This is a genomic window from Pseudomonas sp. YA1 (assembly GCF_058680555.1).
In genome coordinates this window covers 262395-285964 of the sequence record NZ_JBZWBG010000003.1, presented here as the reverse complement: position 1 = coordinate 285964, position 23570 = coordinate 262395, and the positions used below count along the sequence as shown (strand labels likewise).

At 67.2% G+C, this 23570-nt stretch carries 25 protein-coding genes and 1 tRNA gene; 15 read left to right on the top strand and 11 right to left on the bottom strand.

Translation table 11 applies throughout. From position 1 onward, the window contains the following. Positions 1–22: 22 nt before the first annotated feature. Both AC4OR5_RS05660 and AC4OR5_RS05655 read left to right on the top strand, forming a co-directional pair. A complete protein-coding gene (locus tag AC4OR5_RS05660; protein WP_003130817.1) occupies positions 23–994 on the top strand; it encodes a LysR family transcriptional regulator in 972 nt (323 codons plus the stop codon). A gap of 90 nt (positions 995–1084) precedes the next feature. Next, positions 1085–1855 (top strand): DODA-type extradiol aromatic ring-opening family dioxygenase, encoded by a 771-nt coding sequence (locus AC4OR5_RS05655; RefSeq protein WP_003109673.1) that lies wholly within the window; start codon positions 1085–1087, stop codon positions 1853–1855. A gap of 366 nt (positions 1856–2221) precedes the next feature. On the opposite strand, the gene AC4OR5_RS05650 is transcribed toward AC4OR5_RS05655, so the two are convergent. Then, positions 2222–3892 (bottom strand): DEAD/DEAH box helicase, encoded by a 1671-nt coding sequence (locus AC4OR5_RS05650; protein ID WP_003114758.1) that lies wholly within the window; start codon positions 3890–3892, stop codon positions 2222–2224. Between the two features lie 343 nt (positions 3893–4235). Here AC4OR5_RS05650 and AC4OR5_RS05645 point away from each other — a divergent pair, with 343 nt between their 5' ends. Further along, positions 4236–5027 carry a crotonase/enoyl-CoA hydratase family protein gene (locus AC4OR5_RS05645; protein WP_003090929.1) on the top strand — a complete coding sequence of 264 codons (792 nt, stop codon included), beginning with the start codon at positions 4236–4238 and terminating at the stop codon, positions 5025–5027. Positions 5028–5053: 26 nt separating this feature from the next. On the opposite strand, the gene AC4OR5_RS05640 is transcribed toward AC4OR5_RS05645, so the two are convergent. Further along, positions 5054–5803, bottom strand: a complete 750-nt coding sequence (locus AC4OR5_RS05640; RefSeq protein WP_003130813.1) for a spermidine synthase — start codon at positions 5801–5803, stop codon at positions 5054–5056. 175 nt (positions 5804–5978) lie between these two features. Between AC4OR5_RS05640 and AC4OR5_RS05635 the strand changes: the two genes are divergently transcribed. Beyond that, positions 5979–7325, top strand: a complete 1347-nt coding sequence (locus tag AC4OR5_RS05635) for a class II 3-deoxy-7-phosphoheptulonate synthase (protein WP_019485734.1) — start codon at positions 5979–5981, stop codon at positions 7323–7325. 40 nt (positions 7326–7365) lie between these two features. On the opposite strand, the gene AC4OR5_RS05630 is transcribed toward AC4OR5_RS05635, so the two are convergent. Further along, a complete protein-coding gene (locus AC4OR5_RS05630; RefSeq protein WP_033937979.1) occupies positions 7366–8574 on the bottom strand; it encodes a winged helix-turn-helix domain-containing protein in 1209 nt (402 codons plus the stop codon). 82 nt (positions 8575–8656) lie between these two features. Further along, positions 8657–8890 carry a DUF1127 domain-containing protein gene (locus AC4OR5_RS05625; RefSeq protein WP_003110987.1) on the bottom strand — a complete coding sequence of 78 codons (234 nt, stop codon included), beginning with the start codon at positions 8888–8890 and terminating at the stop codon, positions 8657–8659. 96 nt (positions 8891–8986) lie between these two features. Here AC4OR5_RS05625 and AC4OR5_RS05620 point away from each other — a divergent pair, with 96 nt between their 5' ends. Next, positions 8987–9841 (top strand): LysR substrate-binding domain-containing protein, encoded by an 855-nt coding sequence (locus tag AC4OR5_RS05620; protein WP_003114756.1) that lies wholly within the window; start codon positions 8987–8989, stop codon positions 9839–9841. A 1-nt stretch (position 9842) separates the two neighbouring features. On the opposite strand, the gene AC4OR5_RS05615 is transcribed toward AC4OR5_RS05620, so the two are convergent. Continuing rightward, positions 9843–10592: a sulfite exporter TauE/SafE family protein gene (locus AC4OR5_RS05615; RefSeq protein ID WP_003114755.1), complete on the bottom strand. Its 750-nt coding sequence runs from the start codon at positions 10590–10592 to the stop codon at positions 9843–9845. Positions 10593–10692: 100 nt separating this feature from the next. Here AC4OR5_RS05615 and AC4OR5_RS05610 point away from each other — a divergent pair, with 100 nt between their 5' ends. The 3 genes from AC4OR5_RS05610 to ohrR (AC4OR5_RS05600) all read left to right on the top strand — a co-directional run bounded on the left by AC4OR5_RS05610 (position 10693) and on the right by ohrR (AC4OR5_RS05600) (position 12763). After that, entirely contained in the window at positions 10693–11649 is a 957-nt protein-coding gene (locus tag AC4OR5_RS05610; protein WP_033984855.1) for a LysR family transcriptional regulator, read from the top strand. 85 nt (positions 11650–11734) lie between these two features. Beyond that, entirely contained in the window at positions 11735–12190 is a 456-nt protein-coding gene (gene ohrR / locus AC4OR5_RS05605; protein ID WP_003090940.1) for a hydroperoxide stress response transcriptional regulator OhrR, read from the top strand. Between the two features lie 144 nt (positions 12191–12334). Then, on the top strand, positions 12335–12763 hold the full coding sequence (gene ohrR / locus AC4OR5_RS05600; protein WP_004350710.1) for an organic hydroperoxide resistance protein OhrR: 429 nt from the start codon (positions 12335–12337) through the stop codon (positions 12761–12763). An 87-nt stretch (positions 12764–12850) separates the two neighbouring features. Here the strand turns inward: ohrR (AC4OR5_RS05600) and efp are convergent, their stop codons facing one another. Both efp and earP read right to left on the bottom strand, forming a co-directional pair. Beyond that, positions 12851–13417, bottom strand: a complete 567-nt coding sequence (efp, locus tag AC4OR5_RS05595) for an elongation factor P (RefSeq protein WP_003090942.1) — start codon at positions 13415–13417, stop codon at positions 12851–12853. A gap of 42 nt (positions 13418–13459) precedes the next feature. Continuing rightward, positions 13460–14590, bottom strand: a complete 1131-nt coding sequence (earP, locus tag AC4OR5_RS05590) for an elongation factor P maturation arginine rhamnosyltransferase EarP (protein ID WP_058160196.1) — start codon at positions 14588–14590, stop codon at positions 13460–13462. A 155-nt stretch (positions 14591–14745) separates the two neighbouring features. On the opposite strand from earP, the gene AC4OR5_RS05585 reads away from it, so the two are divergent. Both AC4OR5_RS05585 and oprI read left to right on the top strand, forming a co-directional pair. After that, positions 14746–14835, top strand: a tRNA-Ser gene (locus AC4OR5_RS05585). A gap of 417 nt (positions 14836–15252) precedes the next feature. After that, entirely contained in the window at positions 15253–15504 is a 252-nt protein-coding gene (oprI, locus tag AC4OR5_RS05580; protein WP_003090944.1) for an outer membrane lipoprotei OprI, read from the top strand. Positions 15505–15627: 123 nt separating this feature from the next. On the opposite strand, the gene AC4OR5_RS05575 is transcribed toward oprI, so the two are convergent. From AC4OR5_RS05575 to tesA, 3 genes are all read right to left on the bottom strand, one after another. After that, positions 15628–16599, bottom strand: coding sequence for a L,D-transpeptidase family protein (locus AC4OR5_RS05575; RefSeq protein ID WP_003090946.1), 972 nt, complete (start codon positions 16597–16599; stop codon positions 15628–15630). Positions 16600–16676: 77 nt separating this feature from the next. Then, the gene (locus AC4OR5_RS05570; RefSeq protein ID WP_003090947.1) at positions 16677–16955 is read right to left on the bottom strand and encodes a hypothetical protein; all 279 of its coding nucleotides are present in this window, start codon (positions 16953–16955) and stop codon (positions 16677–16679) included. A 55-nt stretch (positions 16956–17010) separates the two neighbouring features. Then, positions 17011–17616: an esterase TesA gene (gene tesA / locus AC4OR5_RS05565; protein ID WP_003119867.1), complete on the bottom strand. Its 606-nt coding sequence runs from the start codon at positions 17614–17616 to the stop codon at positions 17011–17013. Between the two features lie 10 nt (positions 17617–17626). Between tesA and AC4OR5_RS05560 the strand changes: the two genes are divergently transcribed. From AC4OR5_RS05560 to greB, 3 genes are read left to right on the top strand one after another with little or no spacing between them, the layout of a single operon-like run. Then, positions 17627–18310 (top strand): ABC transporter ATP-binding protein, encoded by a 684-nt coding sequence (locus AC4OR5_RS05560; RefSeq protein ID WP_003090949.1) that lies wholly within the window; start codon positions 17627–17629, stop codon positions 18308–18310. 8 nt (positions 18311–18318) lie between these two features. Continuing rightward, the gene (locus tag AC4OR5_RS05555; RefSeq protein WP_079992418.1) at positions 18319–20811 is read left to right on the top strand and encodes an ABC transporter permease; all 2493 of its coding nucleotides are present in this window, start codon (positions 18319–18321) and stop codon (positions 20809–20811) included. Positions 20812–20862: 51 nt separating this feature from the next. After that, positions 20863–21369 carry a transcription elongation factor GreB gene (gene greB / locus AC4OR5_RS05550; RefSeq protein WP_058160198.1) on the top strand — a complete coding sequence of 169 codons (507 nt, stop codon included), beginning with the start codon at positions 20863–20865 and terminating at the stop codon, positions 21367–21369. Between the two features lie 12 nt (positions 21370–21381). Here the strand turns inward: greB and AC4OR5_RS05545 are convergent, their stop codons facing one another. Further along, positions 21382–21699, bottom strand: coding sequence for a hypothetical protein (locus AC4OR5_RS05545; RefSeq protein ID WP_003090952.1), 318 nt, complete (start codon positions 21697–21699; stop codon positions 21382–21384). A 176-nt stretch (positions 21700–21875) separates the two neighbouring features. On the opposite strand from AC4OR5_RS05545, the gene thpR reads away from it, so the two are divergent. Continuing rightward, the gene (thpR, locus tag AC4OR5_RS05540) at positions 21876–22424 is read left to right on the top strand and encodes an RNA 2',3'-cyclic phosphodiesterase (protein WP_033990839.1); all 549 of its coding nucleotides are present in this window, start codon (positions 21876–21878) and stop codon (positions 22422–22424) included. A gap of 195 nt (positions 22425–22619) precedes the next feature. Then, positions 22620–23555, top strand: coding sequence for a triacylglycerol lipase (gene lipA / locus AC4OR5_RS05535; protein ID WP_003090955.1), 936 nt, complete (start codon positions 22620–22622; stop codon positions 23553–23555). Positions 23556–23570 lie beyond the last annotated feature (15 nt).

The following is a 23570-nucleotide window of genomic DNA, read 5'->3' as shown; positions in this document are numbered from 1 at the left end:
CGGACCGGCGAAGGAGTTGGAAATGGACCTGCTGCACGGTATCCGGACCTTCGTCCGCGTGGTGGAGCACGGCAGCTTCACCCAGGCCGCCCAGGCGCTGGGCACCTCTCCGGCGACCGTTTCGCGCCAGGTCGCCGGGCTCGAACAGGCGCTCTCGGCGCGCCTGCTGCAACGCAATACGCGCAGCGTCGTGGTGACGGAAAGCGGTCTGCGCTACTACGAGCATTGCAAGCAGATCCTGCGTACGGTCGCCGCCGCCGCGGCGGACGTCGAAGACAGCCAGTCCCACGCCAGTGGTCGCCTGCGCCTCCACGCGGTGACCGAACTGGGCCTCGAGCACCTGATGCCGCTACTGGTGGACTACCTGGACGGCCACCCGGACGTCTCCGTCGACCTCACGCTGGCCCAGGGCACCCCGGCCCTGCTCGAGGAAGGCCTGGACGTGCTGATCACCCTCGGCCGAACCTTGCCGGACTCGACCCTGGTCGCCCGCGATCTCGGCCAGGTGTTCAGCGTGGTCTGTGCCGCGCCGGAATACCTGGCACGGCATGGCGTGCCGCGCACGCCGGAGGACCTGCTGCGGCATCGCTGCCTGAACGTGGCCGCGCCGTCCTGCCCGCAGGGCTGGGCCTTCGTCGGCGAACGCGGCGAAACGCTGCTCGATCTCGATGAGGCGCTCAAGGTCAACCTCCCCGAGGCCGCCTGCGCCGCCGCCGCGGCCGGGCTCGGCGTCTGCCTGCTGCCCGGCTTCGTCGCCGCCCGCGCGCTGCAGGAAGGCAGCCTGTTGCGGCTACTGCCGGGCCATCGACTGCATGTCCGCGAGGTGTTCGTGCTGTACTCCTCGCGGCGCTACCTGGACGCCAAGATCCGCACCTGGGTGGACTTCCTCAGGGAACGCCTGCCCCTGGCGTTCGAGCGTGACCGGGCGATCCTCGACGATCGGCGCTACTGGGCGGAAAGCCCAACCGGCGTAGCGCGCGAGACCGCGACCTAACGTCTGGATCGATAGGTATCCTCAAAAACATATACTGGTTTTCGATTGATCGAGGGAGGAACATGGCTCATCCGAGTCATGAGGTGAATCATGCTACCGACTCTCTATATTTCCCACGGCTCACCGATGCTCGCCCTCGAACCGGGCGCCAGCGGCGTACAACTGCGCCGCCTGGCTACAGAGCTGCCGCGGCCGAAGGCGATCCTGGTGGTTTCCGCGCACTGGGAAAGCGACGACCTGCGAGTAACCGGCGCCGCGGCGCCGGATATCTGGCACGACTTCTACGGCTTTCCGCCGCCCCTCTACGCCGTGCGCTACCCGGCCAAGGGCGCGCCGGCGCTGGCGCAGCGGACGATCGAACTGCTCCAGGCCGCCGGCCTGCCGGCCCAGGCTGACCCCCAGCGACCATTCGACCACGGCACCTGGGTGCCGCTGAGCCTGATGTACCCGCAGGCGGACATCCCGGTGCTCCAGCTGTCCCTGCCGAGCCGCCTCGGTCCGGCCCTGCAGAGCCGCGTCGGCCAGGCCCTGCGCCAACTGCGCGGGGAAGGCGTGCTGCTGATCGGTTCCGGCAGCATCACCCACAACCTGGGCGAACTGGACTGGCACGCCGGACCGGAAGCCATCGCGCCCTGGGCGCGGGAGTTCCGTGACTGGATGGTGGAAAAGCTCCAGGCCGACGACGAGGCCGCGCTTCACGACTACCGCCGGCAGGCGCCCTGGGCGGCGCGCAACCACCCCAGCGACGAGCACCTGCTGCCGCTGTTCTTCGCCCGCGGCGCGGGCGGCGGCGGGATGCGCGTCGAGCACAGCGGCTTTACCCTGGGCTCGTTGGGGATGGATATCTATCGCTTCGATTGACAGAGCTTCTCGTGGGACTGGCGGAGAGCATTGGCTTCCCGCCGCAAGCTGGGTGGACTCGGCTGGCAGCCAGGAAATCGCGAGCGATATAGTCCTGTAGCGCGGATAACGCCATAGGCGTTATCCGCGATGTCATGGATAGGCGGCAGATCAGGGCTTCGGTATGTGCAGGTCTGGCATGCACGACGTGGTGCCTGCCCTGGCAGCTGGGCAAGTCTTTTGTTTCCTTTAGACGCTTGCCAGAGGGACTCGCCCGGGGTGACGAAACGAGAAGCCGGGGCAGGCGCGAAAAACAGCCCGGCCAGCAAACATCAAGCCCATGAAAAAGCCCCGCCGAAGCGGGGCTTTTGTTCATCGCGCTGGACCTCAGTCCTCGCGATAGCGGCGCAGGCGCAGGGCCTTGCCGGCGACGCGGGTGTCCTTGAGCTTGGTCAGCAGGCGCTCGAGGTTGGCCTCGGGCAGTTCGATCAGGCTGAAGGTATCGCGAATCTGGATGCGACCGATGTCCTCGCGGGACAGGCCGCCCTCGTTGAGGATCGCGCCCAGCAGGTTCTTCGCTGCGACCCCGTCGCGCGCGCCGAGGGCGGTGCGGCAGCGGGCACGGCCTTCGCTCGGCGGCGCCATCGGACGACGCTCGCCGCTGCGCTCCGGACGCTCGCCGCGTTCGCCACGGTCGGCACGCTCGCGCGGTGCCGATGGGGTCAGCGGCTGTTCGCGGCGCACCGACTCCAGGTCCAGCGCCTTGCCGGCGGTCAGGCGCGCCAGCAGTGCGGCGGCCAGGGTCTCGGCATCGCAGCCGAGGCGACGGCACAGCTCGTCGCGCACCGCGCCGCGCTGCTCGACGGCGCTGTCGAGCAAGGGCGTCAGGCTCGCGGCCAGGCGCGCCAGGCGGGCCTCCAGTACGGTCTCGGCATCCGGCAGGCGGACTTCGCCGACCTTCTGCCCGGTGACCCGCTCGATCACCTGCAGCATGCGCCGCTCGCGCGGAGTCACCAGCAACAGCGCGCGCCCTTCCCGACCGGCACGGCCGGTACGGCCGATGCGGTGCACGTAGGACTCGGGGTCGTAGGGCATATCGATGTTCAGCACGTGGGTGATGCGCGGTACGTCCAGGCCCCGGGCAGCAACGTCGGTGGCGATGACGATGTCCAGCGAACCGTCCTTCAGCGACTCGATGACCCGCTCGCGCTGGGCCTGCGGCATGTCGCCGTTGAGCGCGGCGGCGCGGTAGCCCTGGCGCTCGAGCAATTCGGCGTAGTCGAGGGTGGCCTGCTTGGTGCGGACGAAGGCGATCAGCGCGTCGAACTGCTCGACTTCCAGCAGGCGCTGGATCGAACCGGCCTTCTGGTCGGCATGGACCATCAGGTGGACCTGCTCGATGCGCGCCACGGTCTGGGTCTTGGCGGCGATCTTGACGTGCTTGGGCTGCTTCAGGTGGCGCTCGGCGATGCCACGGATGGACGCCGGCAGGGTCGCCGAGAAGAGCACGGTCTGGCGCGATTCGGGAAGCGCCTCGAAGATCACTTCCAGGTCGTCCATGAAGCCGAGCTTGAGCATCTCGTCGGCTTCGTCGAGCACCAGGCGCTGGACGGTGGCCAGCAGCTTCTCGTCGCGGCGCAGGTGGTCGCACAGGCGGCCGGGGGTAGCGACGAGGATCTGTGCGCCCTGGCGCAGGGCCTTCAGCTGCGGCCCCATGGGCGCGCCGCCGTAGACGGCGACCACGCCGACGCCCGGCAATTGCTTGGAATAGGTTTCGCAGGCGGTGGCGACCTGCAGGGCCAGCTCGCGGGTCGGCACCAGCACCAGCATCTGCGGCTCGCGACGGCTCGGGTCGATGCGCGACAGCAGCGGCAGGGCGAACGCGGCGGTCTTGCCGGTACCGGTCTGCGCCTGGCCGATCATGTCGTGGCCTTCGAGGATCAGCGGAATCGATTGAGCCTGGATAGGCGAAGGCTCTTCGTAGCCTACGGCGACGATTGCCGCGAGCACATTGGGGTGAATACCGAGCGCGGCGAAGCCGACGGTTTCCTGAGTCATGGGTTTGCCTCGTATACATCCGCAAAGACCCATGACCCATGGCTGCTCATGCCCTGTACGGCCGAAACGGCCACCCAGGCAGCTGGGGCGGGGATTTGCGAGATTGCTTTTGAATTAGAAGATTACGTAAAGGAAATCCGCAGAGCGGATACACAGCCAGAGCACAGCGCTCCGAAAAATGCAGGTCCTGAACGGGGTCAGTTTTGACCGGCGCGCATCATACCGGAATTTTGACGTTTGTGTGCGTTTTTTCCGACATGCGTCATCGGAGAGACTGACAATGGACATCCCGATTCCAGACGTCTATACCGACGTTGCCCGCCCCCCGCCAGGAAACCGCCGCATGAACGACACCCTCCCAGGACGCATCAGCCGCGAACGGCGCGGCCACCTGCTGCTGCTCGGCCTCGACCGCGTGGCCAAGCGCAACGCCTTCGACCTGCCGATGCTCGACGATCTGGTCGCCGCGCTCGGTGAATACGAGGCCGACGACAAGTTGCGCTGTGCCCTGCTCTTCGCCCACGGCGAGCATTTCACCGCCGGGCTGGACCTGGCCAATGTCGGCGAGACCTTCCGCCAGGGCTGGAAACTCCCCGAAGGCGCCGTCGATCCCTGGGGCACCTTCGGCGGCCGGCGTCCAAGCAAGCCGCTGGTGGTGGCCGTGCAAGGCTACTGCTACACCATCGGCATCGAACTGATGCTGGCGGCCGACATCAACCTTTGCGCCAGCAACGCGCGCTTCGCCCAGCTCGAAGTGCAGCGCGGAATCCTCCCGTTCGGTGGCGCGACACTGCGCATGCACCAGGTCGCCGGCTGGGGCAACGCCATGCGCTGGCTGCTCACCGGCGACGAATTCGACGCCCACGAAGCCTATCGTCTCGGCCTGGTGCAGGAAGTCACCGCCCCGGAAGACCTCCTCGACCACGCCGTCGCTCTCGCCGAACGGGTCGCGGCCCAGGCGCCGCTCGGCGTGCGCGCCACCCTCGGCTCGGCGCGCCAGGCCCTGCTGGAAGGCGAAGCGGTCGCCGCCGCTGCGTTGCCGGAAGCCGCCAGGCGCCTGCTCGACAGCGAGGACGCCAAGGAAGGCCTGCGCGCGCTTCAGGAACGCCGCCCGGGACGCTTCGAAGGACGCTAGGCCGGGCCCTTGTCCGCGCGCCCTGGCTACTGGGCCGGGCGCAGGCTGTCGATATAGCCCTGCAACGAATAGCCGAGTTGCGGCTCCAGCGCCGCGGCACGCGTCCGCAGGGCTTCCTGGTCGAGTTCGAGGGCCAGGTTCGCCGGCACCAGCATCACCACGTTGCCCTCGGCCACCGGACACTCCCAGTAATGATGGTGATAGCGCCCGCGCAGCAGCGGCGCGCCCAGCGGCTTGCCATCGGTGCCGCTCCACTGGTTGATCACCAGCCAGCCATCCTCGGCGAGGCGCTCCTGGCAGGCGCCGAGGAAATTCCAGGCCAGGTGCGCGGCCGACGGGCCGGTATCGGTATAGAGGTCGAGGAAGATCAGGTCGGCCTCCGCGCATTCGCCCAGGCTCTCCAGTGCGTCGCCGATGCGCAATCGCAGGCGCGGGTCGTCGCGCAGCCCCAGATGCTCGCGGGCCAGGCGCGGAATCGCCGGGCGCAGCTCGATGGCCTCGGCCTCCTCCAGCGGCAGGTGGCTCAGGCAGGCCTGGGTCAGGCTGCCGGCGCCGAAACCGAGGAACAACGCGCGACGCGGTTGCGAATGGCAGAGCCCGCCGAGCAGCATGGCGCGGGTGTAGTCGTATTCCAGCCAGGCCGGATCGGGCATGAACACGCAGCTCTGCTCGACACCGTCGCCGAACTCGAGGAAGCGATAGTCGCCGGACTCGATGACCCGGATGACCCCGTATTCGTCGCGCTCCTCGACCAGCAGACGTTCTTCGCTCACCACTCACCTCCCCCCGCCGCTTCGCCGGCTATCGCCAGGCGCTCCGGCAAAAGCACCGCAGCATAGCAAAGCCGGCCCGACGATGGATTTCCGCTATTGCAACGATCGCTGGCGGCGCTGCGGCGAGCTGCTCTACCATGCCGCAATCCGCTTTCCCGAGCATTGCCAAGAGTCGTAGATGAGCCAGTCCTGGAGCCCCGAGAGCTGGAGGGCCAAGCCGATCCAGCAACAACCCGAGTACCCCGATGCCGCGCACCTGGCCAGGGTCGAGCAGACCCTCGCCGGATACCCGCCGCTGGTCTTCGCCGGCGAGGCTCGCGAGCTGCGCCGGCAGTTCGCCGAAGTCACCGCCGGACGCGCCTTCTTGCTCCAGGGCGGGGATTGCGCGGAAAGCTTCGCCGAATTTTCCGCGGCGAAGATCCGCGATACCTTCAAGGTACTGTTGCAGATGGCGGTGGTAATGACCTTCGCCGCCGGCTGCCCGGTAGTGAAGGTTGGGCGCATGGCCGGCCAGTTCGCCAAGCCGCGCTCCTCCGGCGACGAAACGCAGAACGGCGTGACCCTGCCCGCCTATCGCGGCGACATCGTCAACGGCATCGGCTTCGACGAGAAGAGCCGCGTGCCGGACCCGGAGCGCCTGTTGCAGGCCTACCACCAGTCCACCGCCAGCCTCAACCTGTTGCGCGCCTTCGCCCAGGGCGGCTTCGCCGACCTGCACCAGGTGCACCGCTGGAACCTCGATTTCATCGCCAACTCGGCGCTGGCCGAGCGCTACCAGCAACTCGCCGACCGCATCGACGAGACCCTCGCCTTCATGCGCGCCTGCGGCCTGGACAGCGCGCCGCAGCTCCGCGAAACCAGCTTCTTCACCGCCCACGAAGCGCTCCTGCTGAACTACGAGGAAGCCCTGACCCGCCGCGACAGCCTGACCGGCGAGTGGTACGACTGCTCGGCGCACATGCTCTGGATCGGCGACCGCACCCGCCAGCTCGACGGCGCTCATGTCGAGATGCTGCGCGGCGTGGGCAATCCGATCGGGGTCAAGGTCGGGCCGAGCATGGCCAGCGAGGAGCTGATCCGCCTGATCGATATTCTCAACCCGGACAACGATCCGGGCCGCCTCAACCTGATCGTACGGATGGGTGCCGACAAGGTCGGCGACCACCTGCCGCGCCTGATCCAGGCCATCCAGCGCGAGGGCCGCCAGGTGCTGTGGAGTTCCGATCCGATGCACGGCAATACCATCAAGGCCTCCAGCGGCTACAAGACCCGCGACTTCGCCCGCGTGCTCGCCGAAGTCCGCCAGTTCTTCGAGGTGCACCAGGCCGAAGGCAGCTACGCCGGCGGCATCCACATCGAGATGACCGGGCAGAACGTCACCGAATGCATCGGCGGTTCGCGACCGATCACCGAAGACGGCCTCAGCGACCGCTACCACACCCACTGCGACCCGCGGCTGAACGCCGACCAGTCGCTGGAGCTGGCCTTCCTGATCGCCGAGACCCTGAAGCAGGTACGCCGCTGAGCGCGCCGCGGCCGCTCCCGCCGCCCGGCGGGAGCGTTCGCTAGAGCAGCACCCCGCGCAAGCGCACCGCCAACTCCCCGCGCCCCTCGATCGCCACCGTCGCCAGGCCCAGCCAGGCGGCCATACTGCGCAGCTGCTCGGCCAGCTCGTGCAGGGCGGCATCGTCCATGCCGTTCGCCTCGGCATGCAGCGCATGCACCGCCAGGCGCTCCCGCGCCCGCTCGGCGCGGAGGTCGACGCGGCCGACCAGACGGCCGTTGTACAGGAATGGCAGCACGTAGTAGCCGTACACGCGTTTTTCCTTCGGCGTGTAGATCTCCAGGCGATAGCGGAAATCGAACAGGCGCTCGGCCCGCGCCCGCTCCCAGACCAACGAGTCGAAGGGCGAGAGCAAGGCACTGGCGCCCAGCCGCCTCGGCACCTGCGGTTCGCCGGAGCAGTAGGCCGGCTGGCTCCAGCCCTCGACCCGGACCGGCAGCAGCTCGCCAGCCTCCACCAGTTCGGCGAGGCGCGCGCGGCTCTGCGCCGGGCTCAGCCGATAGTAGTCGCGCAGGTCCTTTTCGGTGGCCACGCCCAGGGCGCTCGCCGCCATCCGCAACAGCTCGCGCTGGGCCTGTGCCTCCGAAAGCTCGGGACGCGCCAGCAATTCCGCGGGAAACACTCGCTCCGGCAGGTCATAGAGCCGCTCGAAGCCGCGCCGTCCGGCCACCGTCAGCTCGCCGGCGGCGAACAGCCATTCCAGCGCATGCTTTTCCGCGCTCCAGTCCCACCAGGGACCGGCCCGCTCCTGCCGCGTGCTCAGGCTGCCGGCACCCAGCGCGCCTTGCTCGCGCACCGCCTGCAACACCTGGCGGATCAGTGGCTGCTGTTCCCGGCCGAAACGTGCCAGTTGCTGGTAGATGCCCTGGCCGTCGGCGGCCTGGCGCATCCGCCAGCGCATCAGCGGGTAGTGTTCCAGCGGCAGCAGCGAGGCCTCGTGCCCCCAGTATTCGAACAACTGGCGGTGACGGCCGACACTCCAGGCTGCCTCGTCGAGCAGCGTCATGGAGTAGGGACCGAGGCGGGAAAACAGCGGCAGGTAGTGCGAGCGCACCAGCGCATTCACCGAATCGATCTGTAGCAGGCCGAGGCGCGCGAGCATTTCGCGCAGATGCCGCCGCTGCACGCTGCGGCGCGTCCGCCGGCCGTCGAAGCCCTGCGCGGCCAGGGCCAGGCGGCGGGCTTCGGCGAGGGAAAGCGAAAGACTCATGGAGCGCCCCAGTCGATGAAGGAGACTGCGAGTCTATCGTGCCCCCGCCGCCGCGCCAGCCCGGCGCGCCGCTGCGGTTCGCTCAATGCCGACGCAGCGGGTCGTCCCAGAAATGCCGCTCGCCCTCCTGGAAGATATCCGCCCGACTCAGGCCGAGGTCCTTCAGCGCTTCGTCGCTCATCCTCAGCAGTTCCCGGCGCTCGCGGGCCAACTGCAACCAGCGCCGCCAGCGACGCCACAACGACGGCGCAGCGGTCGAGGCGGGATGGGGCACAGCGTGGCAGTGATTGCCGAAATAATCCTGTTGACCTTTCATCGTCTTGCCCTCCGTTCGGGATAGGCACAGTCTCCCGCCAGGCATAGGATCAATCCAACGAATCATTCTTATGCAATACATCTTGGAGATTGATGAATGAGCTACCAGCCCGGCATCGATACGGAATTGCTCCGCACCTTCGTCGCCATCGCCGAGCACGGTGGTTTCACCCGCGCCGCGGAGGCGCTGAATCGCACCCAGTCGGCGGTCAGCATGCAGATGAAGCGGCTAGAGGAGGACGTCCTGCAGCGCTCGCTGTTCGAGCGCGACGGAAGGCAGACCCGCCTCACCGCCGAAGGCCAGGTGCTGCTCGGCTATGCCCGGCGGATCCTCAAGTTGCACGGCGAGGTGTTCAACACCCTGCGCCGCCCGCACATGGTCGGCTCGGTGCGCATCGGCACCCCGGACGACTACGTGATGCGTTTCCTCCCGGCGATCCTGTCGCGCTTCGCCGAAGCCTATCCGCTGGTGCAGGTCGAGGTGCATTGCGACACCTCGCTCAACCTGCTGGCGCGCAACGACCTCGACCTGTCCATCGTCACCCGCGAGCCGGGCACCGAGATCGGCCAGTTGCTGCGCCAGGAGCCTTTCGTCTGGATGGCCGCCGAGGGCTTCTGCCCCCACGACCAGCGGCCGATCCCGCTGGCCATGTTCAACACCACCTGCTTTTGCCGGGCCTGGGCCTGCAACGCCCTGGAGGCGGCGGAACTGGACTACCGCATCGCCTACAGCAGCCCCAGCCTGTCGGCGCTGTTCGCGGTGGTCAGCGCCGGCCTCGCCGTGACCGTGCAACTGCGCAGCCTGCTCACCGGTAACCTGCGCATCCTCGACGAGAGCGAGGGCCTGCCCGCCCTGCCCTCGGCCAGCATCATGCTGATGCGCAACCCGCACAGCCAGTCGCCGGTCACCGAGAAGCTCGCCGAATACATCGGCGAGGGCTTCCGTCTCTGACTCAACCGCGCACCAGCAGGAGCACCGCGCACAACGCGAGGAAGGCACAGAAGGCCATGCGCAGGCTGCGCTCGGGCAAGGCGTGGGCCAGCCTCACGCCCCAGGAAATGCTCAGCAGGCCGCCCAGCGCCAGGGGGATCCCCATCCGCCAGTCGACATGACCGTGCATGGCGTAGGTCCCCAGCGCCACCGCCGTGCTCGGCGCGGCCAGGGCCAGCGCGAGGCCCTGGGCGACGACCTGGGCGAGGCCGAACACCGAAGTCAGCACCGGTGTCGCCAGCACCCCGCCGCCCACCCCGAAAAGCCCGCCGAGCGAACCTGCGCCAAGGCCCAGCACGCCCATCCAGGGCAAACCGTAGCGCGGCGTCGCGCCGCCCTGCGGCGGGCGCCGGAACAGGCGCCAGAACATGTAGCCGGCCAGCGCCAGGAGGAAGATCACGAACGCTTCGCGCATCCGCGCCGCATCGATCCGCGCGGCCACGCTGGACGCCAGGAACGCGCAAAGCAGGCCGGTCAGGGCAAGGACTCCGGCCTGGCGCGGATCGATGCGGTTGCGCTGGTGGTAGCGCCACAACGCCAGCACCACGTTCGGTACCACCATCACCAGCGCGGTACCCTGCGCCAATTGCTGGTCGAGGCCGAAGATCACCCCCAGCGCCGGGATCGCCAGCAGGCCGCCGCCTATCCCGAACAGACCGCCCAGGCAACCGAGCACCATCCCCAGCAGGAAATCGAGAAATACATCCAGCATGTCAGCCCCTCTTTCGACGCCTCCATGCTAGGCAAGCGTGGCTGGATGGGAAACGCACAAGAAAGCACAATGGCTATGCCAATCACGCAAAGGCATGAGCATGTTGCCCGATACCCTCAGCGAACAGTTCGTTCTCTACCTCGATGTCCTCGATGGCGGCAGCTTCTCCGCCGCTGCGCGCAAGCACCCGCTCACCCCGTCCGCCGTGGCGCGCCGGATGGACGCCCTGGAGCGCGCCGTCGGCAGCACCCTGCTGGTGCGCACCACCCATGCGGTACGCGCCACGCCGGCCGGCCTGGCCTTCGCCGACCGCGCCCGGCGGATCGTCACCGAACTGCGCCTGGCCCGCGCCGAAGCGGTGTCCCTGAGCACCGCGCCGCAGGGCCTGATCCGTATCGATGCGCCGGTGCCCTTCGGCCGCCGCCACCTGGCCCCGGCGATCGCCGACTTCCTCAAGGCCAACCCCGGGCTGGACGTGCAATTGCGCCTGATCGGCAGCTTCATCGACCTGCAGGGCGAACATCTCGGCGAGGTCGACCTGGTGTTGCGCGCCGGCCCGCTGCCCGACAGCCGCCTGGTGGCCACTTCGCTGGCACCGATGGTGCGGGTGGTCTGCGCCAGCCCGGAGTACCTGCGCGAACATGGCGTTCCCGCATCCCCCGGCGAACTGCCGGAGCATGCCGGCATCGATTGGGACAACCTGTCGCCACCCTATGCCTGGCGCTTCCAGCACGACGGCAAGCTCCAGCACCTGCGGCCGAAACGGACGCGGCTGGCCACCAATAACGCCGAAGCGATGGTCGACGCGGCGCTGGCCGGCCTCGGCATCGCCCATCTGCCGACCTGGTTGTGCAGCGAGTACCTGCTGCGCGGCGAACTGCAGGCGCTGTTCTGCGACGACGGCTTGCCCGCCGCCGAGCCCACCTGCATCTATGCTCTGCGCCTGGAACGCGAAGCCAGTTCGCGAACCCGCCTGCTGCTGGCTTTCCTCCGCGAGCGCTTCGGTTTTCCGCCACCCTGGGACCAGGCCCTGCAGCAGCGTCTCGGCGAGCGCTGAAGACACCACCCGGCGGGAAACCTGGAAAGCCAATAGCCACTACGCTAAATTCATGCACAGCGCCCTACTTACTTGGAAGACAGCCATGTCCCGACTGCCCACCACCCCTTGCGAGCAGCTCAAGCTGGACAACCAGTTGTGCTTCGCCCTGTATTCCACCTCGCTGCAGATGACCAAGGTCTACAAGCCCCTGCTGCAAGCGCTCGGCCTCACCTATCCGCAGTACATCGCCATGCTGGTGCTATGGGAACGCGACGGCCTGACCGTGGGCGAAATCAGCGCACGCATGCTTACCGACCCGGGATCGCTCACGCCTCTGCTCAAGCGCCTGGAGGGCGAAGGTCTGATTACCCGCACTCGCAGCAGCGAAGACGAGCGCGTAGTCCTGCTGCGCCTGACCGACAAGGGCCGCGCCCTGCAGCGACAGGCCGAGAGCATTCCCGCCTGCATCCTGGAGAGTACCGGCCTCGACTTGCCACAGCTGGTCGCCCTCAAGGATGAGCTGCTGGCCCTGCGCGGCAACCTGCAAGCACCGGACTGAGGGGCTTATACCTACCTGTCTGGTTTTTATCGCCAAATCTTCCAACGATTTATCTTGCGCGCAAAATAGCGTGGCGATAAATTTCATTTCACGCACTTACTTAGCGCGCAAGAAATTAACGCACAACCTAGACAGGTGACCCTCATGCAAACCATCAAGGCTCTCTACACCGCAACCGCAACCGCCACCGGAGGCCGTGACGGCCGTGCGGTATCCTCGGACGGCGTGCTCGACGTGAAACTCAGCACTCCGCGCGAACTGGGCGGCCAGGGCGGCGCGGCCACCAACCCGGAACAACTGTTCGCCGCCGGCTACTCCGCCTGCTTCATCGGGGCCCTGAAGTTCGTTGCCGGCCAGCGCAAGCAGACCCTTCCCGCCGACGCCTCGATAACCGGCAAGGTCGGCATCGGCCAGATTCCCGGCGGCTTCGGCCTGGAGGTCGAACTGCACATCAGCCTGCCGGGCCTGGAGCGCGAAGCCGCCGAAGCGCTGGTAGCCGCCGCCCACCAGGTCTGCCCCTACTCCAACGCTACCCGCGGCAATATCGACGTACGCCTGAACGTGTCGGTCTGAAGCTTCTGACTCTCCGCGCCGCGGCGGCGGACAGCGGAAACGAAAAAGCCCGGCGAATGCCGGGCTTTTTCTCGTCGCGCGAAAGGATCAGGCCTTGACGCGGGACTTGTACTCGCCGGTGCGGGTATCGATCTCGATCGAGTCGCCGATTTCGCAGAACGCGGAAACCTGCAGCTCGGCGCCGTTGTTCAGGCGCGCGGTCTTCATCACCTTGCCCGAGGTGTCGCCGCGGACGGCCGGCTCGGTGTAGGCGATCTGGCGAACGATGGTGGTCGGCAGCTCTACCGAGATCACCTTGTCGTTGTAGAACACGGCTTCGCAGATGTCGGTCATGCCGTCTTCGATGAAGGTCAGCACGCCTTCCAGATCGTCTTTCTCGATCTCGTACTGGTTGAACTCGCTGTCCATGAAGACGTACAGCGGGTCGGCGAAGTAGGAGTAGGTCACTTCCTTGCGATCGAGGATGATCGGCTCCAGCTTGTCGTCGGCCTTGAACACGGTCTCGGTACCGGCGCCGGTCAGCAGGTTCTTCAGCTTCATCTTGACGACGGCAGCGTTACGGCCGGACTTGTTGAACTCGGCCTTCTGGATGACCCAGGGAGCGCCATTGATGTTGGCAACCTGGCCGGCGCGGAACTCTTGAGCGGTTTTCATACGAATATCCGATGGATGAAAGACAAAAAATCAGGCCGCGTATCATAGCCAATCTGCGTAAAATTGCACCAGCCTTGCCGCAAGATCCGGACGCATGCCCTGTTCGTCGGCCCAGCGCTGCGCTTCCCGACGCCACTCGGGCAGTTGCCTCTCCAGCCCCTCCCAGGCCCCGGCAAGTCCACCGCCGGCGTTCCACGCCAGCCAGAAGGTGCGCAGGTTTTCCGCCAGGTCGGCGGGCAGGCCGGCGCAATAGAGTTCGAGGAATGCCTCGAGCTTCGCCAGGTGCGCCTCCTCTTCCTGTCTATAGATGTGCCAGAGCAGCGGCCGTCCCGCCCACTGCGCGCGAACGAAGGAGTCCTCGCCGCGCACCGCGTTCAGGTCGCAGCACCACAACAGGCGATCGTAGTCGTCCTGCGCCATGAACGGCAGTACCTGGACCCGCAACGCGTCACGCACGTGGACGTCCCCGACGGCCAGGGTAGCCACCCGCAGCCAATCGGCGACATCCGCCAGCACCCGCCCCTCCGACACCAGCAGCAGGCTCGGCTGGCGGGCGTCGCGCAGTTGTTCCAGCCAGCCAGGCAGCGCCGGGTTTTCGTAGGCAAACAGCGAAATCAGTCGCTCGCCAACCTTCCGCCGCACGTCGAGGGAGGCGAGAAACTCATCCTGCGCCGAGGCAGAGGCCTGGAAACGGCGCCGACGTTCCAGCAGGCCGGCCTCGCGCAACAGGCCGCCACTGGGCTCGCGGAACCCGGGAAAGAAGAAGTACTTGGAAAGCCCGCACGCCTGCAGCGACGGCAATGCGTGGCAACTGCCGATCCATTCCTCGGCACTCAGGTACTCCAGGTTCAGCCACAGGGACGGCCGCTCGCGCTCGCGCATGGCCTGCCGGTGCGCCTCCGGCAGTTCGCAGGCGAAGGCCTCGATCACCACGTCGGCCGCCACCACCGGTGCCCACGGCCGGCCCCAGGCACGCACTTCGACCCCATCCAGGCACTGCACGTGCGCCGCCGGGTCCGCCCGCGGACAGATCCGGGCGAAGGCCTGCGGCTCGTCCACCCACAGGCGCACGGCCTGACCGTGCTCGGCGGCCAGTTGGCGAGCCAGGCGCCAGGTGACGCCGATGTCGCCATAGTTGTCGACCACGCTACAGAAAATGTCCCAGCTCGCCATCCGCCTCTCCTCTTCGTGCCCGGCAGTCTACCAAGGCACCCCGCGGACTTTCCTCCGACGACCTAAGCCGATGAAAAAGTTAAAAAAATATTTGCCAAGCGGGAAATGTTCGAGTAAATTGCGCGCCTCGACAGACACGGCGCTGTCGAGAACCTGGTGAGGTGTCCGAGTGGTTGAAGGAGCACGCCTGGAAAGTGTGTATACGGGAAACCGTATCGAGGGTTCGAATCCCTCCCTCACCGCCAGATCGCAAGAAGGCCCGGCTAATCAAGTTAGCCGGGCCTTTTTCATTTCCGCACCAATACTTACGGCATTTCCGGCAACATGCTGGCAACTTAGTTGTTACTTGCCACTCCCCCGCCAAGTCGATAAGCGCCAGCCACTCCGGCGGAACATTCTCGACAACCCGGCAGCCCTCATCCCCCGCCTCTTGCAGCAACTCTACCCAAGGTCCGGGAAATTGCTTACTTGCGCCGCACGCTGGATATTTTTTGAACAAACGACACTCCAACTACTGCTAAAGTCGGGGGGACTAAAAAAAAAGTTGCTCGGCTTGCGCTTGGTCAGTTTACTTACTACAAGTAATGGGTAGTATGTAGCCGGCTAATTTCCCCGGCTGGGGAGATTGCTGTTATGGAAATGTCCACCTTAAGGGGAACACGATGAACAACGTTCTGAAATTCTCTGCTCTGGCTCTGGCTGCTGTTCTGGCCACCGGTTGCAGCAGCCACTCCAAAGAAACCGAAGCTCGTCTGACCGCTACCGAAGACGCAGCTGCTCGTGCTCAGGCTCGCGCTGACGAAGCCTATCGCAAGGCTGACGAAGCTCTGGGCGCTGCTCAGAAAGCTCAGCAGACCGCTGACGAGGCTAACGAGCGTGCCCTGCGCATGCTGGAAAAAGCCAGCCGCAAGTAATAGGTCTCACGACCTGTTGAAAACCGGTCCCTCGGGGCCGGTTTTTTTATGCCTGCGTTTCGCCGGGCATGAAAAAACCCGCGTCCCTTGCGGGTACGCGGGCCTCTGCCTCGACGCTCTCCGTCAGGGCGTAAGCTGGGTGGGATCGCTATCCACCGTCGCGGTCATCGCCGGCGCCGACTCCTGGGCGATTTCCACCGGCACGCCATCCTCCGAGGCCACCACTTCGCGGACCACGTCCCAGTTCAACTGGATACGCTTGGCCAGGTCGTCGCGCTTGAGCAGGGTGTTGATCACCGCGGTGTGCTTGTCCACCACCGACGGGTCACCATGGTCGTTCAGCGGCGTATGCGCCTCCAGGTAGACCTTGCCGTTGCTCACGCCGAACTTGTAGGGCTCGTTGATGATACGCACGCTGGTGCCGACGCTGATCATCGAGAACAGGTGGGTCACGTCGGCGTTGTACATGCGGAAGCAACCATGGCTGGTGCGGGTGCCGATGCCGAACTTCTTGTTCGAACCATGGATCAGGTAGCCCGGCACACCCAGGGTCAGCTTGTACGGCCCCAGCGGATTGTCCGGGCCCGGCGGTACCACGGTCGGCAGCGGATCGCCATCGGCGGCGTGCTCGGCGCGGATCGAGGCCGGCGGATACCAGGCCGGGTCCTTGGTCTTGGCGGTGATGCGGGTGTTCGCGATCGGCGAACCCCAGCCCTCGCGGCCGATGCCCAGCGGATAGGTGTGCACCACGTTCTGCCCTTTCGGGTAATAGTACAGGCGGTACTCGGCCAGGTTGATCACCACGCCTTCGCGCGGGCCAGGCGGCAGCACGAAGCGGGTCGGGATGATCACCTCGGTGCCGACGCCCGGCAGCCAGGGATCGACGCCGGGGTTGGCGGCGACCATTTCGCTGTAGCCCAGGTTGTACTGCTCGCCGAGGTCGGCGAAAGTGTCCTCGTACTTGGCCTTGATCACCTGGACCTGGCCGACGACGTCCTCGCCCGGAGGCGGGAGCTGCAGTTCCAGGGCCGATGCGGAGCCGGCCGAAAGCAGCGCGGCGAAAGACAGTGAGACAACGGGTACGCGCGACAACATTCCGGAGAATCCTTGGCGAGTGCGATGAAGGAGTAGGAAAGACAGTGTAACACCCCGCCAGGTTTCACCGGGAGGGCTCAGACCAACCAGGACAGGCGCTCCCCGCGCTTTTCCGCCTCCAGTTGTTTCCGGCAATCGGGACACAGCAGCCGGTCGCGCAGACGCGCCCGTTCCAGCGGCTGCCAGCGCGGCTGGGCCGGCAGCAGCTTGCCGCAAAGCGTGCGGTCCGCCGGGGTATCCAGCTCCAGCTGACGCGCCACCACATGCACCCGGACCTCGCGACAGGCGAACAGGTCCAGCTGATCGTCGGGCTCGATCAGTTGATAGGCGTAGAGGGTCCAGGCGGGACGCGGCATGGGGGGCTCCTGAGGGGTGCGCAACCTTAGCCGAAAGCGGTTTCCCGGGGAAGTCTCAAAGCAGCGGTTTCAGCGTCGGCCAGACATTTTCCAGGAGCCTCGGCTGGGCGGCGAGCGCCGGATGGATGCCATCCGCCTGCATCATCCCCTGGACCCCGCCGACCCCTTCGAGGAAAAACGGCACCAGGGCGGTCTTTTCCTGCGCCGCGACCGCGCCGTAGACCTTGGAAAAGGCCTCGATGTAGCGCGGGCCGTAGTTCGGCGGCAACTGGATACCCAGCAGCAGCACCTTCGCCCCTTCCGCCCGGGCCTTTTGCGCCATGCTGGCAAGATTCTGTTGCAATTGCGCCGGCGCCATTCCGCGCAGCCCGTCGTTGCCTCCCAGCTCGATCACCACCAGCGCCGGCTTCTCCTCGGCAAGCAGCGCCGGCAGGCGCGCCAGGCCGCCCGCGGAGGTGTCGCCGCTGATCGAGGCGTTCACCACCCGGTAGTCGTAACCTTCGTCGGCGAGGCGCTTCTGCAACAAGGCGACCCAGCCCTGGCTGGTATCCAGTCCCAAAGCGGCGCTGATACTATCGCCCACGACCAACAGCGTCTGCGCCGCGGCCTGCTGGGTCAGCAGGACCAGGGCCAGGCAGCCGCTCAACAGCAATGCACGCATCGGAACCTCCATGAGCGCCAGCATTCTCAACGCGCAGAACCTTAGCAAGGTTGTCGGTAGCGCGGAAGGCAAGTTGACCATCCTCCACGACCTCTCCCTCGACCTCGCCCGCGGCGACAGCCTGGCGATCGTCGGCAGTTCCGGCTCCGGCAAGTCGACCCTGCTCGGCCTGCTCGCCGGGCTCGACCAGCCCAGCGGCGGCGAGGTCCGTCTCGCCGGGCACGCCCTCGGCGACCTCGACGAGGACCAGCGGGCGCGCGTCCGCGCGGCCCATGTAGGCTTCGTGTTCCAGTCGTTCCAGTTGCTCGACAGCCTCGATGCGCTGGAGAACGTGATGCTGCCCCTGGAGCTGGAAGGCCGCGCCGACGCTCGCCAGCGCGCCAGAGAACTGCTCGAGCGAGTCGGCCTCGGCCAACGCCTGGGCCACTATCCGCGCCAGCTCTCCGGCGGCGAGCAGCAGCGGGTCGCCATTGCCCGTGCCTTCGCGGCGGAGCCGGACGTGCTGTTCGCCGACGAACCCACCGGCAACCTCGACAGCGCCACCGGCGAGCGGATCAGCGACCTGCTCTTCGAACTCAACCGCGAACGCGGTACCACCCTGGTCCTGGTTACCCACGACGAGCGTCTGGCGCATCGCTGCCGGCGCCTGATCCGTCTGGAAAGCGGACGCCTGATCGACCGGGTCGAACCCTGATGAAGCCGGTGCCCCTCTCCCGCCTGCTGAGCCTCGCCGGTCGCCAATTGTTCCGCGAGTCGCGCAGCGGCGAGCTGCGCGTGCTGTTCTTCGCCCTGCTGATCGCGGTCGCCTCGAGCACCGCCATCGGCTATTTCAGCGCCCGCCTGAACGGCGCCATGCTCGCCCGCGCCGCCGAGTTCCTCGGCGCCGACCTGGTGCTCAACGGTACCCAGCCGGCAAGCGCCGAACAGATCGAACGCGGCACCCGTCTGGGACTGCGCCACGCCGACAGCGTCGAGTTTTCCAGCGTGATCGCCACCGACCAGGGCATCCAGCTCAGCAGCATCAAGGCGGTCGGCGACCGCTACCCCCTGCGCGGCCAGCTCAAGAGCGCTGCCGCGCCGTTCGCCGCCGAGCAGGCCGGCGGTCGTCCGCAGGCGGGCGAGGTATGGGTCGAATCGCGCCTGCTGGTCAGCCTCGACCTGAAGGTCGGCGACAGCATCGAGATCGGCCGCAAGCCGCTGCGCATCGCGCGCATCCTCACCTACGAGCCGGACCGCGCCGGCGACTTCTACAGCCTGACGCCCCGCGCCATGATGAGCCTGGCCGACCTCGATGCCACCGGGGTGGTCCAGCCGGGCAGCCGGGTGCGCTACCGCGATCTGTGGGAAGGCCCGCCGGAAGCCCTCCAGGCCTATCGCCAGCAGGTCAGGGGCAGCCTCGCCGCCAACCAGCGCCTGCAGGATGCCCGCGACGGCAACCGCCAGGTGGGCGATGCCCTCGGCCGCGCCGAGCGCTACCTGAACCTGGCCAGCCTGGCCGCGGTGCTGCTCGCCGGCGTCGCCGTGGCGCTGTCCGCCGCCCGTTTCGCTGCACGGCGCTACGACGCCAGCGCGCTGCTGCGCTGCCTCGGTCTGTCGCGCAGCGAAACCCTGCTCCTCTACGCGCTGCAACTGTTGCTGCTGGGCCTGCTCGCCAGCGCCATCGGCGCCCTGCTCGGCTGGTTGGCGCAGCTCGGCCTGTTCCGCCTGCTCGCCACGCTGCTGCCGCCGGACGTACCAGCCGGCGGCCTGTTCCCCGCCTTCGCCGGGATCGCCACCGGCCTGGTAGCGCTGGCCGGCTTCGCCCTGCCGCCGCTGGCAGCCCTGGGCCGGGTACCGCCGTTGCGGGTCCTGCGCAGCGACCTGCTGCCGGTGCCGATGCGCACCTGGATGGCCTACGCCTGCGCCCTGCTCGCCCTGGGCCTGATCATGTGGCGGTTGAGTCTCGACCTGAAGCTGACCCTCGCCCTGCTCGGCGGCGGCCTGGTCGCCACGCTGGTGCTCGGCGCCCTCCTGCTGCTCGGCCTGAACGGCCTGCGCCGGGCACTGGCGCGTGCCAGCCTGTCATGGCGGCTGGGACTCGGCCAGTTGTTGCGGCACCCGCTGGCCGCCGCCGGACAGAGCCTGGCCTTCGGCCTGATCCTGCTGGCCATGGCCCTGATCGCCCTGCTTCGCGGCGAACTGCTGGATACCTGGCAGGCCCAGTTGCCGCCGGACGCCCCCAACCATTTCGCCCTGAACATCCTGCCGACGGAAAAGGACGCCTTCGAACGTCGCGTGCAAAAGCTCTCCCCCGGCGCCGAGCCGCTGTTCCCCATGGTTCCCGGGCGCCTGGTAGCGGTGAACGGCAAGCCGGTCCAGGCGCTCGACGAAGACGTGCGCAGCGAGCGTGCCCTGCAGCGCGACCTCGGCCTGACCTGGTCGGAGCGACTGCCCTCCGGCAACCAGCTCACCGCCGGACGCTGGTGGAGCGCGCCGCAGCCGGGGGCCCTGCCGGGCGTGTCGGTGGAAGAGAAGCTGGCCGCCAACCTGCGTATCCAGGTCGGCGACCGGCTCACCTTCAGCGTCGCCGGGCAGAATCGCGAGGTCCAGGTCCAGAGCCTGCGCAAGGTGAAGTGGGACAATTTCCAGCCGAACTTCTTCATGGTCTTCCAGCCCGGCACCCTGACCGACCTGCCGGTGACCTACCTGACCAGCTTCTACCTGCCGGCCAGCCAGGAACGCGACCTGATCGAACTGGCCCGCGCCTTCCCCACCGTCACCCTGCTGCCGGTAGACGCCCTGCTGAGCCAGCTGCGGAGCATCCTCGACCAGGTCACCCTGGCCGTGGAGTACGTGCTGGTGTTCGTTCTCGCGGCGGGCTTCGTGGTGCTCTTCGCCGGTCTCCAGGCGACCCTCGACGAGCGCGTGCGCCAGGGTGCCCTGCTGCGCGCGCTGGGTGCCGAGCGCGAGTTGCTGCAACGTACCCGGCGGGTCGAGTTCGCCCTGCTCGGCGCAGTCAGCGGCCTGCTCGCGGCGCTCGGCTGCGAGGCGGTCAGCCTGCTGCTCTACCGACTGGTCTTCGACCTGCCGTGGCAAGCGCACCCCTGGTTGCTCGCGCTGCCTCTGGTAGGCGCCGCGCTGGTAGGCGGCGCCGGCCTGCTGGGTACCCGTCGCGCCCTCAACAGCAGCCCGCTGCGGGTCCTGCGCGAGGGCTGATCGGATACACTGGCAGGCTTTCATCCGTTCATTTGTGGAACCACCCGAACCATGAGTCGCTATCGTCCACCGCGCACCGCCGGCACCCCGCTGATCACTCCGGAGGGCGCCGCGCGGTTACGCGCAGAGCTGCATGAACTCTGGCACGTGCGCCGTCCCCAGGTGACCCAGGCGGTCAGCGAAGCCGCCGCCCTCGGCGATCGCTCGGAAAACGCCGAATACATCTACGGCAAGAAGATGCTGCGCGAGATCGACAGCCGCATGCGCTTCCTGCGCAAGCGCCTGGAGAACCTGAAAGTGGTCGGCGAGCGGCCGGCGGATCCGAACCGGGTGTACTTCGGCGCCTGGGTGACCCTGGAAGACGAAGACGGCGAGCAGGCCCGCTATCGCATCGTCGGCCCCGACGAACTGGACCTGCGCAACAACCAGATCAGCATCGACTCGCCGCTCGCCCGCGCACTGGTCGGCAAGGAGCTGGACGCCGAGGTGCTGGTGCGCACCCCGGCCGGGGAAAAGCTCTGGTTCGTCGTCGAGATCGAATATCCGCCGGCGCCCTGAGGGGCCACGCGCTCAGCGCAGGATACGGCGGGTGATCAGGCCCTGGCGGGCGACCCGGATCAGTTGCCGGACCACCAGGTCCAGGTCTTCCGCCCCGGGGGCCTGGACCACGGCGAAGTCGAACGCGTCGCTGGGGAAGCGCGCCAGGTCCTTGCCGTCCTGGGCGAACTGGATAAGGAAGGTACGCGAACCGTTCCAGCGCTTCGGCCAGCCTTCGAGGTAACGGACGAGGGTCGGCTGGTGCGGCCCGCTGAGGAGAATCCTCGGGTTCCGCCGGACCAGGCCGGTGGTGATGGGTGCCAGGCGCAATTGCGTGCTGGGACAGGTCATGACGTCATGTCTCCGCCTCTTCGGTCCCGCTGGACAGCGGTGAGAGGCAACACCGAGCCAGCGCTTTAGCGGTATTTCGGCTGCTGCCGGGCGCCCCGCAAGTTGCTGTTTAAATCGGCGCACGCGCATCCTAGAAAAGCCGCATGGAGACTGTCAAGAAACACGCGGAGGCGCCCATGCCCGATCGCTCTCTTCGCCTGTTCTTCGCCCTGCCCTGTCCACCTCCCCTCGCCGAGCGGATCGGCCGGTGGCGCGATGACCAGCCACTGCCCGGACGCCAGGTGGCGACGGCGAACCTGCACCTGACCCTGGCCTTCCTCGGGCAGGTCCCGTCCGCTCGGCTCGAGGCCCTGCTGGACATGGCCGCGGCCATCGAGGCCGCGCCCTTCGACCTGTGTCTCGACCGTCTGCTGCGCTGGAGGAACGGCATCCTGCTGCTGGCCCCCAGCCAACCGCCCGGCGCCCTCCTGCGCCTGCGCCGCGCCCTGCGCTCAGGCCTTGCCGAACTGGAGCTGCCTGTGGAAACCCGCCCATTCAGCGCCCATCTGACCCTGGCTCGCGATGCCGCGCCGCTGGAGGACGTCCCGCTACCCCCAACCTTCGTATGGCAGGTCGACCATTTCAGCCTGTTTTGCTCGCAAAACGACGCCGCGGGCGTGCGCTACCGCACACTCGGTCGCTGGGCGTTGTGCGGGGAAGATTCAAACGAGCGTTTCGCGCCGTAACAACCCGCCTCTTCCGCTCTGCCACGCAGGTTATGACCGGCCGCCAGGAAGCCGCGGATTTCCTGGCCTGGAGGAAAAAAGCCGAAGCTGGCACGGTTCCTGCGCAAGGGACAGCGAAGCGGTTCTCCCGGAAGGATTCGGGCGATGGCTGGCAGGACGCGCCCCTCGGCCCCATCAACCTGAGATGAGAACAACATGAAGAAGAAGTCTCTGCTCCCCCTCGGCCTGGCCATCGGCCTCGCCTCTCTCGCTGCCAGCCCTCTGATCCAGGCCAGCACCTACACCCAGACCAAATACCCCATCGTGCTGGCCCACGGCATGCTCGGCTTCGACAACATCCTCGGGGTCGACTACTGGTTCGGCATTCCCAGCGCCTTGCGCCGTGACGGTGCCCAGGTCTACGTCACCGAAGTCAGCCAGTTGGACACCTCGGAAGTCCGCGGCGAGCAGTTGCTGCAACAGGTGGAGGAAATCGTCGCCCTCAGCGGCCAGCCCAAGGTCAACCTGATCGGCCACAGCCACGGCGGGCCGACCATCCGCTACGTCGCCGCCGTACGTCCCGACCTGATCGCTTCCGCCACCAGCGTCGGCGCCCCGCACAAGGGTTCGGACACCGCCGACTTCCTGCGCCAGATCCCTCCGGGTTCGGCCGGCGAGGCAGTCCTCTCCGGGCTGGTCAACAGCCTCGGCGCGCTGATCAGCTTCCTTTCCAGCGGCAGCACCGGTACGCAGAATTCACTGGGCTCGCTGGAGTCGCTGAACAGCGAGGGTGCCGCGCGCTTCAACGCCAAGTACCCGCAGGGCATCCCCACCTCGGCCTGCGGCGAAGGCGCCTACAAGGTCAACGGCGTGAGCTATTACTCCTGGAGCGGTTCCTCGCCGCTGACCAACTTCCTCGATCCGAGCGACGCCTTCCTCGGCGCCTCGTCGCTGACCTTCAAGAACGGCACCGCCAACGACGGCCTGGTCGGCACCTGCAGTTCGCACCTGGGCATGGTGATCCGCGACAACTACCGGATGAACCACCTGGACGAGGTGAACCAGGTCTTCGGCCTCACCAGCCTGTTCGAGACCAGCCCGGTCAGCGTCTACCGCCAGCACGCCAACCGCCTGAAGAACGCCAGCCTGTAGGACCCCGGCCGGGGC